This is a genomic window from Cupriavidus sp. L7L, from assembly GCF_004353535.1.
GTDB classification, from domain to species: Bacteria; Pseudomonadota; Gammaproteobacteria; order Burkholderiales; family Burkholderiaceae; genus Cupriavidus; species Cupriavidus oxalaticus_A.
Genome location: NZ_SMNY01000034.1, coordinates 14,711 through 28,921 on the forward strand (window position 1 = coordinate 14,711; position 14,211 = coordinate 28,921).

The 14,211-nt window shown below is 65.5% G+C and carries 13 protein-coding genes; 9 read left to right on the forward strand and 4 right to left on the reverse strand.

The genetic code is table 11. The features are described from left to right. Window positions 1-257: 257 nt before the first annotated feature. The gene (locus tag E1J61_RS28055; RefSeq protein WP_243737008.1) at window positions 258-1,277 is read right to left on the reverse strand and encodes an NAD(P)H-quinone oxidoreductase; all 1,020 of its coding nucleotides are present in this window, start codon (window positions 1,275-1,277) and stop codon (window positions 258-260) included. A 161-nt stretch (window positions 1,278-1,438) separates the two neighbouring features. Here E1J61_RS28055 and E1J61_RS28060 point away from each other — a divergent pair, with 161 nt between their 5' ends. Both E1J61_RS28060 and E1J61_RS28065 read left to right on the forward strand, forming a co-directional pair. Continuing rightward, complete coding sequence (locus tag E1J61_RS28060) at window positions 1,439-2,311, forward strand: LysR family transcriptional regulator (protein ID WP_133097200.1); 873 nt, start codon at window positions 1,439-1,441, stop codon at window positions 2,309-2,311. 128 nt (window positions 2,312-2,439) lie between these two features. After that, window positions 2,440-2,859, forward strand: coding sequence for a nuclear transport factor 2 family protein (locus E1J61_RS28065; RefSeq protein WP_243737009.1), 420 nt, complete (start codon window positions 2,440-2,442; stop codon window positions 2,857-2,859). A gap of 28 nt (window positions 2,860-2,887) precedes the next feature. Here E1J61_RS28065 and actP read toward each other — a convergent pair whose 3' ends face one another. From actP to E1J61_RS28080, 3 genes are all read right to left on the reverse strand, one after another. Then, complete coding sequence (actP, locus tag E1J61_RS28070; protein WP_243737010.1) at window positions 2,888-4,459, reverse strand: cation/acetate symporter ActP; 1,572 nt, start codon at window positions 4,457-4,459, stop codon at window positions 2,888-2,890. After that, window positions 4,456-4,770: a DUF485 domain-containing protein gene (locus E1J61_RS38405; protein WP_133097202.1), complete on the reverse strand. Its 315-nt coding sequence runs from the start codon at window positions 4,768-4,770 to the stop codon at window positions 4,456-4,458. The genes actP and E1J61_RS38405 overlap by 4 nt, the downstream gene beginning before the upstream one ends. Window positions 4,771-4,836: 66 nt before the next feature. Beyond that, entirely contained in the window at window positions 4,837-6,525 is a 1,689-nt protein-coding gene (locus E1J61_RS28080) for a fatty acid--CoA ligase (RefSeq protein WP_133097203.1), read from the reverse strand. A gap of 256 nt (window positions 6,526-6,781) precedes the next feature. Between E1J61_RS28080 and E1J61_RS28085 the strand changes: the two genes are divergently transcribed. The 7 genes from E1J61_RS28085 to E1J61_RS28110 all read left to right on the forward strand — a co-directional run bounded on the left by E1J61_RS28085 (window position 6,782) and on the right by E1J61_RS28110 (window position 14,197). Then, a complete protein-coding gene (locus tag E1J61_RS28085; protein WP_133097204.1) occupies window positions 6,782-7,570 on the forward strand; it encodes an SDR family NAD(P)-dependent oxidoreductase in 789 nt (262 codons plus the stop codon). Window positions 7,571-7,611: 41 nt separating this feature from the next. Further along, the gene (locus tag E1J61_RS28090) at window positions 7,612-8,655 is read left to right on the forward strand and encodes a phosphotransferase (protein WP_133097205.1); all 1,044 of its coding nucleotides are present in this window, start codon (window positions 7,612-7,614) and stop codon (window positions 8,653-8,655) included. 252 nt (window positions 8,656-8,907) lie between these two features. Further along, a complete protein-coding gene (locus E1J61_RS37915; RefSeq protein ID WP_207951262.1) occupies window positions 8,908-9,723 on the forward strand; it encodes an ABC transporter ATP-binding protein in 816 nt (271 codons plus the stop codon). Beyond that, window positions 9,707-10,792 carry an ABC transporter ATP-binding protein gene (locus tag E1J61_RS37920; RefSeq protein ID WP_207951263.1) on the forward strand — a complete coding sequence of 362 codons (1,086 nt, stop codon included), beginning with the start codon at window positions 9,707-9,709 and terminating at the stop codon, window positions 10,790-10,792. Before E1J61_RS37915 ends, E1J61_RS37920 begins: the two co-directional genes overlap by 17 nt. Continuing rightward, window positions 10,789-12,327: an ABC transporter substrate-binding protein gene (locus E1J61_RS28100; RefSeq protein ID WP_133097206.1), complete on the forward strand. Its 1,539-nt coding sequence runs from the start codon at window positions 10,789-10,791 to the stop codon at window positions 12,325-12,327. The genes E1J61_RS37920 and E1J61_RS28100 overlap by 4 nt, the downstream gene beginning before the upstream one ends. Before the next feature lie 54 nt (window positions 12,328-12,381). Beyond that, a complete protein-coding gene (locus E1J61_RS28105) occupies window positions 12,382-13,320 on the forward strand; it encodes an ABC transporter permease (protein WP_165971557.1) in 939 nt (312 codons plus the stop codon). A 1-nt stretch (window position 13,321) separates the two neighbouring features. After that, window positions 13,322-14,197, forward strand: coding sequence for an ABC transporter permease (locus E1J61_RS28110; protein WP_133097208.1), 876 nt, complete (start codon window positions 13,322-13,324; stop codon window positions 14,195-14,197). Window positions 14,198-14,211 lie beyond the last annotated feature (14 nt).

Sequence of the window (14,211 nt, forward strand, 5' to 3'; positions counted from 1 at the left end):
CGCCCTTCAAGGCGCGATCCTTGTCACGTCATGGCGGCGGCGAGTGTACCGCCCCGATCTGTGCGCTATACCGAGAGCGCTGGGAGTTCTCCGCCGTGATGCTGACGTTCGCAGGCATCGTTGACGGGTGCCCTGCGAGGCGTGAAGCGCTTACGGCTAGTACCGCGCGCCCCCCGGGGCCAGGTAGCCGGAACCTCGCCCGGGCCGAGCACGGATACCATCGCCCGTGCCCGGCTTGCGCGATCCCGGCATTGCCGCTACTTATCCATCTTCAGCACGATCTTGCCGATATGGGTGCCAGAGTCCATCAACTCATGTGCAGCGCGAGCCTGCTCCAGTGCAAAGGTCTGGTAGATGACCGGCTTGACGGCTCCGGTGGCCATCAGTGGCCAGACCTGCGCCTCGAGCTCGCGGATGATCTCGGCCTTTTCTTCAGGCGTGCGTGAGCGCAAGGTGGAGCCGATATGGGTAAGCCGCTTCGTCAGCATGGGAAACAAGTCGACTTCCTTGGCAACGCCCTTGATCACGCCGATTTGCACGATGCGCCCGTTAATGGCGGCGGCGGTGTAATTCCGGGCGACATAATCGCCGGCGATGATGTCGACGATGACGTCGACGCCATTTCCATCGGTAACGCGCATGACGGCATCGACAAAGTCCTCTTCCAGGTAATTGACCGCGTAGTCGGCACCGAGTGCGAGGCTGGCGTCGCGCTGGGCGTCCGAGGCCACGGTGGTGATGATCTTCGACGCGCCAAAGGCCTTGCTGAGCATGGTGGCAGTGGTGCCGATGCCGGACGCGCCGCCATGGATCAGGACTGTGTCACCCCGGGTGAACCTGCCGCGCTGGAACAGGTTGAGCCAGACCGTCATGAACGTCTCGGGCATCGCGGCCGCCTCCACCAATTGCAGGCCGTCGGGCAGGTGTAGCGTATTGTGCTCGTTGGCGACACTATACTCGGCGTATCCGCCCCCCGGGATCAGGGCGCAGACGAGATCGCCTACCTTGAACCTGGTGACGCCGCGGCCGACGGCCGCAACCTCTCCTGCCACTTCCAGGCCCGGGATATCGGAGGCGCCCGGAGGCGGATCGTATAGCCCCTTGCGCTGGAATACATCGGGGCCATTGACGCCTGCCGCCTGGTGGCGGATCAGCAGTTCGCCCGGGCCGGGCGTGGGCACCGGACGCCTTGTGGGCACCAGCACTTCAGGGCCGCCAGGATGAGTGATTTCGATAGCCGTCATGGTATCGGGGATGTGATTCAAAGGCGAATGCATAGATTTTCCTGATTAACTCGCGAGACTTGGCGAAGACCTTCATCATGGGGTGGCCATCGCGGTTGAGAGCGAGTATAGGTAGCAGCGGGTTGATTAGGTGATGCAGGGTTTCATGGCTGCCATGCAGAATCGCATCGGTTATCTGAGATAAAGAGGGCAATATGAACTGGGACGATGCCCGGGTATTTCTCGCGCTCTATCGCGAAGGCACGCTGCGCGCCGCGGCGCGGTCGCTGGACGTGGACCAGGCGACCGTCGGACGGCGCCTGGCTGCACTGGAAGGCGTGGTCGGGGCCACCCTGTTCCTGCGCACGTCTGGGGGCTATGTACTGACCGCGGCGGGCGAAAGCGTGCTCGATGCGGCGCAACGCATGGAGCAGTCGGCCAATGATTTTCAGCGCTTGACGCAAGGCCTCGACGATCGTCTTGCGGGCGAGGTGAGGATTACCACGACAGATTCCCTGGCGATGGATTTCCTGATGCCTGCCCTGGAGGGCCTGCGCGCCCGGTATCCGGATGTGGTCGTGCAGATTCACGCATCAACCCAGATGCTGAACCTGGCGCGGCGCGAAGCCGATATCGCGATTCGCACCGTCCGGCCCGACAACCCTGACCTGATCGCGCGGCGCCTGGCCCAGTGGCCGATGGGCCTGTATGCCTCGTCCGGTTACCTGCGGGCGCACGGAAAGCCCGAGCCCGGAACCGCCTTTGCCGGCCATGACCTGGTCGTGTATCAGCCGTATGTGCTGGCGTCCAGGGCGCCGACGCTGGCGGGAGAGCCGATCTCGGGCGGACGCATCGTGGCGTCAGTCAATTCCAGCCTGATGGTGCGCACCGCCATCAAGGCGGGCCTGGGCGTCGGCGAGATCCCGGTCTACATGGGCGAGGCCGATGGCCTGGTCAGGCTATGGCCGCAGCGCAGCCGCGAGGCGCCCTACGAAGTATGGCTGGTGACGCACAAGGACCTGCGTCACAGCGCTCGCATACGCGCTGCAATCGACGAGATTGTGCTTGCCTTCGAGCGCCTGCGCTAGCGCGGGGCGGACTGAGTGCCACCTGTTCGGGGAGGGCCATTGACTGCGCTCGCGCAAGCGAGATGATGTGCGGAAGGGCTGAGGCATGCAATGGCAGCTTTGCCCGTGACCAATCTTCCGGGAGACCCATGATGAGCCAGATCGAGACCGTTCAGGCGTTTTTCGCGCGCTACCGCGAGCATGACCTTAAGGGCATGCTGGCACTGTTTGCGCCAGGTGCGCGAATCGACTATGTCCCCATGATGATGGCAGGGCCGGTCGACGAGACAGGAAGGAATATCTGGAGCACGCTGGTTGATGGCTTCCCGGACTTGGGCAATCGGGTCACCGCGATCTATTCCGACGACGTTCAACGCACCGTGATTGCAGAAGTCACTATTACGGGAACGCAGGCGCGGGACGTGCTGGGGATAGCCAACCGGAGCCAGTCCTTCTCGCTGCCGCACGTCTTCATCGCACGCGTGGACAGCGAGGCCAGGATCGAGTTCATGCGCGCCTACTGGGACAACGCGGCATTCTATGCCGCGCTGGCCCATGCCGTGTCGTAGGCGGCGCACGCGGACGCGTGCCGGGGCGTCAGTGCCTGGACGCTGCCGCCGCCCCATGGCCGGTCTGTGCGCGGACCAGTTGCGCGTCGAAGGCCTGGCGCTCTGCCTCGGCCCTGGCACTCCGGTCGAAGCGCGAGCACAGGTATGTGACCAGGAACGCGAACGGGACCGTGAACAGCGCCGGGTGGTCGTACGGAAAAATGGCTGAGGGATGCCCCAGCACGTTCTTCCACACGGCAGGAGAAAGGATCACCAGCGCGACCGACGACACCAGGCCCGACGCCACGCCCCAGACCGCGCCGCGGCTGGTCAGCCCGCGCCAGTACATCGACAGCACCAGGACCGGGAAATTCGCCGAGGCTGCCACATTGAATGCCAGCGCGACCAGGAACGCGAGATTCTGCCCCTTGAACACGATCCCCAGTAGTACAGCGACGACGCCGATCGCGAGCGTGGCCCGCTTGGTGACAGCAATCTCCGCCGCCTCGGTGGCGGCGCCGCGGCGCAGGACACCCGCGTAGATGTCGTGTGAGATCGCCGAAGCGCCGGCCAGCGTCAGGCCCGAAACCACGGCGAGAATCGTGGCAAAGGCGACTGCCGCCAGGAAGCCGAGGAACAGATTGCCACCTGTCGCGCTGGCGAGATGCATCGCGACCATATTGCCACCGCCGAGCAGCTTTCCGCCGATCTGGCCGCCTTCGAAATAGCGCGGATCGGTACCGACGATCACGATGGCCGCGAGCCCGATGGCAAACATGGCGAGGAACATGTAGCCAATGCAGGTGCTGGCCACCAGCACGCTCTTGCGTGCCTCGCATGCATTCGGCACCGTAAAGAAGCGCATCAGGATATGCGGGAGTCCCGACAGCCCGAGCACGGTGGCCACGCACAGCGAAAGCGCCGAGACCGGATCGGCGAACAGCGTGCCAGGCGCGAGCAGGGCAGGGCCGCTGCGGTGCACCGCGATTGCCTTGGCGGCCAGCGCTTCAAGGCTGAAGCCAAAGTGCCCCAGCGCCAGCAGCATCAGCAGCGAGCCGCCGAACAGCAACAGCACGGCCTTGATGATCTGCACCCATGTGGTGGCGATCATGCCGCCAACGGTCACGTAGATCATCATCAGCGCACCAACCCCGATGACGGCATAGACATAGTCGATGCCGAACAGCAACTGGACCAGTTCGCCGGCGCCGACCATCTGCACGATCAGGTAGAGCAGCACCACCACCAGGCTGCTGGCTGCCGCCATGCAGCGCGTGCTGACCGGATCGAGCCGATCCGAAATAATGTCGACGAAGGTGAACTTGCCGAGATTGCGCAGCCGCTCGGCCATCAGGAACAGCATGACCGGCCAGCCGATGAAGAACCCGACGATATACAGCAGTCCGTCAAAGCCGCGCGCATAGACCAGGCTGACCACCCCGAGCAGCGTGGCCGCCGACATATAGTCGCCCGCCACGGCCAGGCCGTTCTGCATGCCGGTGATGCCGCCGCCGGCGGTAAAGAAGTCATTGGCGGTCCGGGTGCGCAAGGAGGCCCGGTACGTGATGCCCAGCGTCAGCGCGACAAAGAGCAGGAACATGGCAATGGCCTGGAGATTCATTGGTTGGCCTCCGACAGGATCTGCTGCACCATCGTCTCCAGCTTGCCATTGGCAAGGCGCACGTAGTACCACGTTGCGCCCCAGCCCAGCAGCACGCTGCCTACAGCGAGGACGATGCCAAGGTTGAGCAATGTTTCCGGATGAAGCGGTTCGGCCAAGCGCTGAGGCTGCATTGCAACCGCAAGCATCAGCGCGAGATAGGGGACGAGGACCAGGACCAGCAAGGTCCGCGAGAGGCGGGCGCGGCGACGGACCAGTTCGCCGAACCTGGGATGGCGCCGGATGCGCTCTGTTGTGGGGGAAGCTTGCATTGCTTTGTCTCCTGAAGCGGTTTTTCTAGGGAAAACGCCCTTTCCAGACCGGCATTGGCTGCCGGCTCATGGATTGGTGCCGGAATTTGAGGAAAGGGTCGGGGCTGCCTGGTATTTCTCGCGGAGCAGGCGCTTGTTGATCTTGCCCACGCTGGTCTTCTCGATTGCTTCGACAAAGAGCACCCGTTCCGGGATCGCATACTTCGAGATCGCGCCACGGCGGACGAAATCGCGCAGATGCTCCTGGATCTCTTCTGTCCCGGCCGACTGTCCCGGCCGCAGCACGATCAAGGGCAGCGGGCGTTCGCCCCACCGCGCATCCTTGATGCCGATAACCGCCACTTCGCTCACCGCGGCGTGACGCGAGATCAGGTCTTCAAGCTCCAGCGACGACACCCACTCGCCGCCGCTCTTGATCACATCCTTGATGCGGTCGGTGACCTGCAGATAGCCATCGCTGTCGATCGAGCCAATGTCGTTGGTATGGAGGTAGCCACCGGCCCACAGGTGCTCGGACTCCGCCGCATTGCCCAGATAGCCTTGCGTGAGCCACGGCGCACGGACCACGATTTCGCCGCTGGCCTTGCCATCGTGCGCAATGTCGCGCATCTCGTCATCGACGATACGCAGGTCGACCAGCGGAATCGGCAGGCCGGTCTTGGTGCGCACGTCGAGTTCGGTGGCGGCATCGCCAAGCAGCGTGGTCTTCACCTGCGCCAGCGTGAGAATGGGGCAGGTCTCCGACATGCCGTAGCCCGTGAACACATCGATGCCGCGGTCGATGGCGGCCTGCGCCAGGCCACGCGGCAGCGCCGACCCGCCCACGATGATTTTCATGCCGCTCAGGTCGACTGCGGCCGAACCCGGATGCGACAGGATCATGTGGAGCAGCGTGGGCACGCCGTGGGAGAACGTGACGCGCTCGTCTTGCATCAACCGCAGCAGGTGATCGGCGGCGTAGCGACCCGGGTAGACCTGCTTCATGCCAAGCGCCGTCGCCACATAGGGCATGCCCCATGCGTGCACGTGGAACATCGGCGTCAGCGGCATATAGACGTCGTCCCTATGTACGCGCCCCTGGCTGGGCGCACCGGCCAGCGCCGCCATGGTGGCCAGCGTATGAACCACGATCTGCCGATGGCTGAAGTACACCCCTTTCGGCAGCCCGGTGGTGCCGGTGGTGTAGAAGGTCGTCGCCCGGGCGTTCTCGTCGAAATCGAAGAAGGGGTAGTCGGGCGGTGATGCTGCCAGCAACGCCTCATACTCAGCGCTGAAGCCATCAGGCAGGGGCGCGCTGTCGAGTGCAAAGCTGTCTTCCCCGACCAGGACGAAACGCTCGACCCTTTCGAGTTGAGCGCGAATCGATTCAAGCACGGGCAGGAAGTCGGCATGAACGATCAGCAGCCTGACGTCGGCGTGGTTCAGGGTGTAGGCAATCTGCTCCGGCGACAGCCGCACATTCACCGTCATCAGCACCGCGCCCATCATGGGGATGCCGAAATAGCCCTCGAGGTAGCGATGGCTGTCCCAGTCCATCACTGCCACCGTGTCGCCCGGTTCAATTCCGAGCGCTTGCAGGCCGCTTGCGAGTTGGCCGATTCGGTGCCGCATGGTCCAGTAGCTGTGCCGCACCTGGCCGCGGTAGACAATTTCCTGCTCTGGGTTGACCGCCAGTGGCGCGTGCAGGAGTTGCTTGATCAGCAGCGGATAGGCATACGCCGATGGGGTGCGTGGAATGGGGTTAGGCCGTGTCACGGAGGGACTCCTTGATCGCTGTGGCAGCGGCCCGGGCAGCATGCGCCAGTGCTTGCATGCTGGCGCCAGGGACGCCGGATGCCTGGCAGCGTAAGCACCGTGGCACTGTTTTTCAGCCCCCCGATAGGGGAGGCGCCAGGCTTCGCGAGGCTGGTAGGAGGGTGGTGGTGCGGGGGGCTACCCGTTCGGGTGGCTGGTTTCCCGAACGCGGCGGCTTAACCTTCGTTCCGACACCGCGTCGAAGGAGACGGCAAATATGGCTTCCGCACCTCGTCCTCAACCTGTCTTTCCCGACCTGGAAGGCAAAGTGGCACTCGTGACCGGCGCATTCAGCGGGCTTGGCCGCCACTTCGCCCTGACCCTGGCAAACGCGGGATGCCGCGTGGTGCTTGCCGGCCGGCGGCTCGCCGAAGGCGAGCGCTTGCTGGCGGAAATCCGCGCGGCGGGCGCCAGCGGATGCGTCGTGCAATTGGATGTGTGCGACGCCGATTCCGTATCCGGCGCGTTCTTCCAGGCTGAGCAGGCGCTGGGCGCGGTGGAGATCGTCATCAACAGTGCCGGCATTGCGACCACCGAGCCCGCGCTGCAAACGACCGAGCAGGATTGGGCGCGGGTGATCGAAACCAACTTGTCAGGTGCCTGGCGCGTCGCGCAGTACGCCGCCCAGCAGATGCGCGATGCCGGCCGCCCGGGCAGCATCATCAATATTGCCTCGATCCTGGGCCTGCGGGTCGCGCAGCAAGTCGCCGCCTACACGGCCGCCAAGGCTGGCCTGATCCAGCTCACGCGGGCGCTTGCGCTGGAATGGGCGCGTCATGGCATCCGCGTGAATGCACTGGCGCCCGGCTATTTTGCCACCGACATCAACCGGGCCTTCTTCGAGACCGAAGGCGGGCAAGCCATGGTCAGGCGGATCCCGCAGCGGCGCCTCGGACAGCCCTCCCAACTTGACGGCGCGTTGCTGCTGCTGGCCTCCGAGGCTTCTGACTACATTACCGGTGCCGTGCTGCCTGTCGACGGCGGGCACCTCGTCAGCTCGCTGTAATGCAGCGCGCGATTCCACACACCAGCGAGGAAGACAGACCGATGAACCAAACCACCCAACGTGACTGGGATGCGCTGGCACGGCTGATGCGCGCGCACGGGTTGATCGAGCACGCCTCGCTCACCGCCACCCGCCTGACCGGCGGCCAGTCGAATCCGACCTTCCTGGTCTTGTCCGGCACGCAGCGCTATGTCCTGCGCATGAAGCCGGTCGGGCAGATCCAGGCCAGGGCGCATGCCATCGACCGTGAGTACCGCGTCATGCGCGCGCTGCAAGGCAGCGGCGTGCCGGTCCCCGCCGTGTGTCTTTTCAGCGAAGATCTTTCCGTCCTGGGCAGCCCGTTCTACCTGATGGAATACCTCGATGGCAGGGTGCTGGTGGATCAGTCGCTGCCGGGCATGCAGCGCGTCGAGCGCGGCGCCATCTACGCGGAGATGAATCGTGTGATGGCGGCGCTACATCGGGTCGATATCGAGACGGTGGGGCTTGCCGACTACAGCCCCGCCGGGAACCACCTCGCGCGCCAGATCGCCGGCTGGACACGCCAGTGCCGCGCCACCGGCGCCGCGAACAGCTCCGCCATGCAAGCCCTGACGAGCTGGCTGCCTCGGAACATCCCGGCAGTCGACGACACCCGGCTCGTCCATGGCGACTTCCGCCTCGACAACCTGGTCTTCCATCCGACCGAACCGAAGGTCATCGGCGTGCTGGACTGGGAACTGTCCGCGCTGGGTCACCCGCTGGTCGATTTTGCCTACCACTGCCTGAGCTGGCACATCCCGTCGTCGCTATGGCGTGGTATCGCCGGTCTCGACCTTGCTGGCCTTGGCATCCCGGCCGAGGAAACCTACATGCGGTGGTATCTCGATGCCAACGGCACGGCGGGAATCGAACACTGGGATTTCTATATCGCCTACAACCTGTTTCGCCTCGCCGCCATCCTGTTTGGCATCGCCGAACGTGCCCGGCAAGGCAATGCGGCGGCGGCCGATGCCCTGGAAACCGGGCGCAAGGCCGGGCCAATGGCCGACCTGGCGTGGCACTACGCAATGCGCTATGCGGCGGGGCGCAAAGTGACTGCCTGACACTGCTTGAACAAGAAGTCGGGCAATCCACCACGCACATCCTCCGGATAATGGTATACCTTAATTATAAACAGGATACCGAAATAATAAACTGAATCCCATTGTAGATGGCCGGTTCTAGCCAGGAGGCAGGCAGATGTCCACCAATTCACAACCACCCCGCCATGGCGGAGTTCTTTCAGGGATCTGGCTTGCACCGTGGCACGACGTCACGGCTAACGTCGATGCATGGATTGGCGTGGAGCGCATGGCATGACGGATTGGTTGAGCGTGGAAGCGCTGTCCGTAGCGTTCCAGGCCAGCGGCAACGCGGGGGTTGTCGCGGTGCAGGGCGTCAGTTTTACCCTCGCGCGGGGGGAATCCCTTGGCATCGTCGGCGAAAGCGGGAGCGGCAAATCCGTCACCGCCAAGGCAATTGCCGGCCTGCTGCCGTCCCCGGCGCGCGTGTCCGGCGATATCCGCCTGCAGGGCCGCTCGCTGTTCGCGGGCGACCACAAAACCCTCGCAGCGCTGCGCGCGCCTGTTTCCTACATCTTCCAGAACCCCAAGGCCGCGCTGGATCCGGTGTTCACCATCGGGTCCCAGTTGGTCGAGACGCTGCGCTGGCGGCAGTGTCTCGGGACGGCTGCCGCGGTCGAACGCGCCGTGGCGCTGCTCGATGCTGTCGGCATTCCGGAACCGGAGAAGCGTCTGCGCGAGTTTCCCCACACCTTGTCGGGTGGCATGGCACAGCGCGTGATGATCGCGCTCTCACTGGCCTGCGAGCCGGAGTTGCTGATTGCCGACGAGCCGACCAGCGCGCTTGACGTGTCGATCCAGGCGCAGATCCTGTCCTTGCTGGGCGAGCTGCGCAGCCAGCGCGGTGCCTCGCTGATCTTTATCTCGCACGACCTGAGCGCGGTGGCGGAGCTTTGCGATCGCGTCATCGTCATGCATGCGGGCAGGGCCGTTGAGGCGGGGCCGACCCGCGCGGTGATCGGCAGCCCTGCCCATCCCTACACCCGCAGCCTGATCGATGCGATTCCGCGGCGCCCGCAAGCGCAACCAGACCATGAACAAGCGAGTTGAGAACCGCCTGGAGGTCCGCGATCTCCACGTTAGCTTTCCTGCGCGCAGGACGTTCCCGTGGCAGGCCGCGTCGCGCGTGCGCGCCGTGAACGGTGTGTCGTTTGCGATCGAGCCGGGCAGCATCGTCGGCCTGGTGGGCGAATCCGGCTCCGGAAAATCGACCATCGCCAGGACCATCATGGGCCTGGTACAGGCTGATGCCGGCCAGATCCTGCTTGGCGGCATGGACCTCTGCCGCATCGGCCGTGGCGCACGGCTGGCACTGCGCCGCTCGCGGCGGCTGCAGATGATCTGGCAGGATCCCGCCGCTTCACTCGACCCACGCTTCACCGTGCGCCAGTCCTTGCTGGCGGGGTGGGGGCGTGACGACATCGTGGCGCGTGCGGCGCGCGCACGCCAGCTTATCCGCTCGGTTGGCCTGCCCGAGCGGGTATGGGACCAGAGGCCAGGCCAGATGTCCGGCGGGCAGAACCAGCGGGTCGCCATCGCGCGTGCGCTGCTCGGCGATCCGGCCGTGCTCGTGGCCGACGAACCGACCTCGGCGCTCGATGTCTCCGTGCAGGCAGGCGTCGGCACGCACTTGGCGGCGTTGGCGCGCGAAGCCGGATCGTCGTGCCTGCTGGTTTCCCACGACCTCTCCTTTGTCTCGAACCTGGCTGATCAGGTAATCGTGCTCTACCTGGGCACAGTCATGGAACAGGGACCGGCACTACGACTCATGACGCGTCCGCGTCATCCCTATACGGCTGCGTTGCTGGGCGCATCTCCGCAGGGCTACCTGGCCGGCGAGGCCAGTCCGCGCAGCCACTTGCGCGGAGAACTGCCAAGCCCGCTGCACCCGCCGAGCGGGTGCCAGTTTCGCACGCGCTGTCCGTTTGCCGAGGCGCGCTGTGCCGAAGTGCGGCCGGTGCTTCGTCAGGTCGATGGCGGCGGCATGGTCGCCTGCCACTTTTCCGAACGTCTTGCCGCGCCGCTCCGGCGGATGGCGCGGGGACTCGATCCCGGGACGACCAGCGCACCCCCCTCATCGCTCTTGCCACGCCAAACTGATCGTACCGATTTCCAATGAGCCAATCTGCCCCTTCTCTTTCACGCTGCCTGGCCGTGTGCGCCCTGTGCCTGGCAGCCCTCCTATCCGCCTGCGGCAAGCCCGCAGCGGATGCCGCCGCCGGCAACACGCTGCGGGTCGCGTTTCGCGCACAGAATCCGGGCACGCTCGATCCGCATAACGGCACCGAGGGCAGCGAGCATGTCATTCTGTGGACAATCTTCGCCACCTTGCTCAACTTCGATCCCGAAACCCTGCAGGCAACCCCCGGCCTTGCGGCCTCGTGGCGATGGGTGGACCGGGAAACGCTGCGGCTCAAGCTGGTGGAAGGCGCAACCTTCCAGGACGGCACGCCGCTGGACGCCGCGGCGGTGAAGTTCAACCTTGATCGGCTGGTGTCCGGCAAAGCGACCATCGCCGCCGACCTTGCGGCCGTGTCGTCGGTGGAGGCCAGCGGCACGCACGAGGTCACGCTGCATCTGAAATACCCCGCTGCCAGCGTGCTGCTGGCGCTGGCAGACCGTGCCGGCATGATGGTTTCACCGACCGCACTGGAACGCGATCCGCGCGGGTTTGGTCGCAACCCGGTCGGGGCCGGCCCTTACCGCTTCGTGGAATGGGTCTCGGGCGACCGGATCCGGGTGGCGAAGTTCGACAAGTACCATGTAGGGGGCGAGCCCCGGCTCGACGGCATCCTCTTTCGCCTGATGCCGGACCCCGAGACCCGCCTGAACGCGCTGCGCTCCGGCGACGTCGACCTGATCTACGACGTCGACCCGGCCTCGCTGCCGACGCTGCAACAGCAGCGCAACCTGCAGACCGTCGTCTCCAAGTCGCTGGCTTACTTCGAGATGTACATCAACATGGCGAAGCCGCCGTTCGACCAGGTCAAGGTGCGCCGTGCTCTCAGCATGGCAATTGATCGCCATGCCCTGATCGCGGCGGTGCAGCAGGGGCACGGCGAACCGGCCTGGTCGCCGATGCCGTCCGGCGAATGGGCCTATACGCCGGCAATCGCGAACCAGCCGCCCTACGATCTCGAGCAGGCCAGGCGCCTGCTTGCCGAAGCGGGCCTGCCCGACGGCTTCACCTTCAAGATGGCGTTCGAGGCCGGGGCCATCAACGAGCGCCGCGCCGAAGTCATCCAGGCCCAGTTGGCCCGGATCAATGTCAAGGTCGAGTTGCTGCCAAGTGAAACCGCGCAGGCCATCAGCCGCTACCTCAGCGGCGAAGTCCCTGTGCTGAACAATCGTTGGACCGGCCGAATCGATCCGGCCATGACATACGCCGGCCAGTTTTCCCGCAACGGCTTTACCAACGTCGGCAAGCATGAATCGCCTGGGCTGCTGGCGGCGATGGCGCAGGGCGAATCGACGACCGACCTCGCGCAGCGCGCCAGGGCCTACGCGACGGTGAACCGCATCCTGCTCGACGAGGCATTCAACATCCCCCTGTTCTTCCAGGCAGGCATCGTCGCCTATGACAAGCGCGTGCAGGGGTTCGTGCCGAACCTGCTGTCGAAGCCGCGCTTCGATGGTGTCTCCCTTTCCCGATGAGGCCAGCATGCCCGAACCAACTGTCTACCTGATGCCATGCTTGAGGGAGGCGCGATGACTGGCACGATCCTGCGCCGGCTGATGGCGATGGCGCCGCTGCTGTTCGTGCTCAGCCTCCTGGTGTTCGGACTGAGCCGGCTGATTCCCGGCGATCCGGCGGTGGTCATCGCCGGCGAGTCGGCTACCCCGCAGCTGGTCGAGCAGATCCGCCGCGACCTCGGACTCGACCTGCCGGCCTGGCATCAATATGCCGCCTGGTTGCGCAACGTGGCCCAGGGTGACCTGGGGCATTCCTTGTTCGACGGTCAGTCGGTCGCGCTGTCCGTGGCGCAGCGCCTGCCGGTCACCCTCCTGCTGGTTGGCGCCGCGATGCTGGTGAGCTGCGGCGTCGGGCTGGCGGGCGGAATCCTCGCGGGGGCGTTCGCCGGGCGGCGGCCTGACCGCATCATCAGCACCGCGGCGGCGGTCATGATCTCGGTGCCCGGCTTCGTACTGGGCCTGTTCCTCGTGCTGGTGTTCTCGATCGGACTGAAGTGGTTCCCGGCCACCGGCTTTCGCCCTCCCGCCGAGAACTTCGCCGGCTTTGTCCACGCCCTGGTGCTGCCTATGCTGGCGCTGGGCAGCGCCGGTGCCGGCGAACTGGTGCTCCATACCCGCTCGGCCGTGATCGCGGCGCTGGAAGCGCAGCACACCGCCGCGCTGCGTTCGCGCGGCCTGCCCGAGAGCACCATCGTCCTGAAGCACGCCTTGCGCAATGCGGCGATCCCGCTGTCTACCGTGATCGGCCTGATCTTCCAGCACCTGCTGGGTGCCAGCGTGGTGGTGGAGATTCTCTTTGCCGTGCCGGGGATCGGAAGCCTCGCGGTCGCGGCAGTGCAGAACCGGGACATCCCGGTGGTGCAGGGCGTCGTGCTGGCCCTGGCGGTGCTGGTCCTTCTCACCAACCTGTTTATCGATGTGCTCTACAGCTTCCTCGACCCGCGGACCCGATGACATGCCAAAAGCCAACGCTGTAGTCCCTCCAGCCTTTTCGCGATCTGGCCGCGCCGGCGTCGGGGTGCCCGCCGTGCTCGGCTGGGGCCATTGGATGGCACTGGGTTTCGTCGTCCTGCTGGTGGTCGTGGCGGCCGCCGCGCCGGCGCTCGCGCCCCACGATCCCTATGTGCAGGACCTGGCCAATATCCTGCGGACGCCCTCCTGGTCCCATCCGCTCGGGACGGACGATGTCGGGCGCGACATCCTCAGCCGGCTGATGTATGGCGCGCGCACTTCGATGTTCGGCGCTTGTGCGGCCGGCGCCGTGGCGCTGTTGATCGGGCTACCGGTCGGCCTGGCCGCCGGCGCGATGGGCGGCGCTGTGGATGCCATGCTGATGCGCATCGTCGATGCAATGCTGGCGTTCCCGGCCACGATCCTGGCGCTTGCGGTGGTGGGCATCCTGGGGCCGGGTCTCGGGCATGCGATGTGTGCAATCGGCCTGGTGTACTCGCCGCGCCTGGCGAGGCTGTTGCGCGCACAGGTCATGGTGATACGCCAGCAGTCCTTCGTCGAGGCGGCTCGACTGATGGGAATGAGCGAGGTCGCCATCATGATCCGCCACCTGCTGCCAAACAGCCTGAGGCCGATCCTGGTGCAGTGGTTCCTGATGCTTTCCTTCGCCTTCCTGGCCGAGGCCGGCCTGAGCTTCCTGGGGCTCGGCGTGCAGCCACCGGACGCGAGCTGGGGCCAGATGCTGGCGCGCGCGTATCGCTCGATGTCGCACAGCGGCTGGCAGATCATGGCACCGGGCCTGGCCATCACCGCCAGCGTGCTGGCACTCAATCGGGTGGGCGACGCGGCATCACGCTGGCTGGCACGGCGCGGCGCCTGACCCGCGGGCAAGGC

What these genes read in the sequence shown, in the direction of transcription:
- actP (WP_243737010.1), bottom strand. Translation starts at nt 4,459, where the DNA reads ATGAATCTCCAGGCCATTGCCATGTTCCTGCTCTTTGTCGCGCTGACG.
- E1J61_RS37920 (WP_207951263.1), top strand. Translation starts at nt 9,707, where the DNA reads ATGAACAAGCGAGTTGAGAACCGCCTGGAGGTCCGCGATCTCCACGTT.
- E1J61_RS28065 (WP_243737009.1), top strand. Translation starts at nt 2,440, where the DNA reads ATGATGAGCCAGATCGAGACCGTTCAGGCGTTTTTCGCGCGCTACCGC.
- E1J61_RS28085 (WP_133097204.1), top strand. Translation starts at nt 6,782, where the DNA reads ATGGCTTCCGCACCTCGTCCTCAACCTGTCTTTCCCGACCTGGAAGGC.
- E1J61_RS28110 (WP_133097208.1), top strand. Translation starts at nt 13,322, where the DNA reads ATGCCAAAAGCCAACGCTGTAGTCCCTCCAGCCTTTTCGCGATCTGGC.
- E1J61_RS28055 (WP_243737008.1), bottom strand. Translation starts at nt 1,277, where the DNA reads ATGCATTCGCCTTTGAATCACATCCCCGATACCATGACGGCTATCGAA.
- E1J61_RS28060 (WP_133097200.1), top strand. Translation starts at nt 1,439, where the DNA reads ATGAACTGGGACGATGCCCGGGTATTTCTCGCGCTCTATCGCGAAGGC.
- E1J61_RS28100 (WP_133097206.1), top strand. Translation starts at nt 10,789, where the DNA reads ATGAGCCAATCTGCCCCTTCTCTTTCACGCTGCCTGGCCGTGTGCGCC.
- E1J61_RS37915 (WP_207951262.1), top strand. Translation starts at nt 8,908, where the DNA reads ATGACGGATTGGTTGAGCGTGGAAGCGCTGTCCGTAGCGTTCCAGGCC.
- E1J61_RS28090 (WP_133097205.1), top strand. Translation starts at nt 7,612, where the DNA reads ATGAACCAAACCACCCAACGTGACTGGGATGCGCTGGCACGGCTGATG.
- E1J61_RS38405 (WP_133097202.1), bottom strand. Translation starts at nt 4,770, where the DNA reads ATGCAAGCTTCCCCCACAACAGAGCGCATCCGGCGCCATCCCAGGTTC.
- E1J61_RS28105 (WP_165971557.1), top strand. Translation starts at nt 12,382, where the DNA reads ATGACTGGCACGATCCTGCGCCGGCTGATGGCGATGGCGCCGCTGCTG.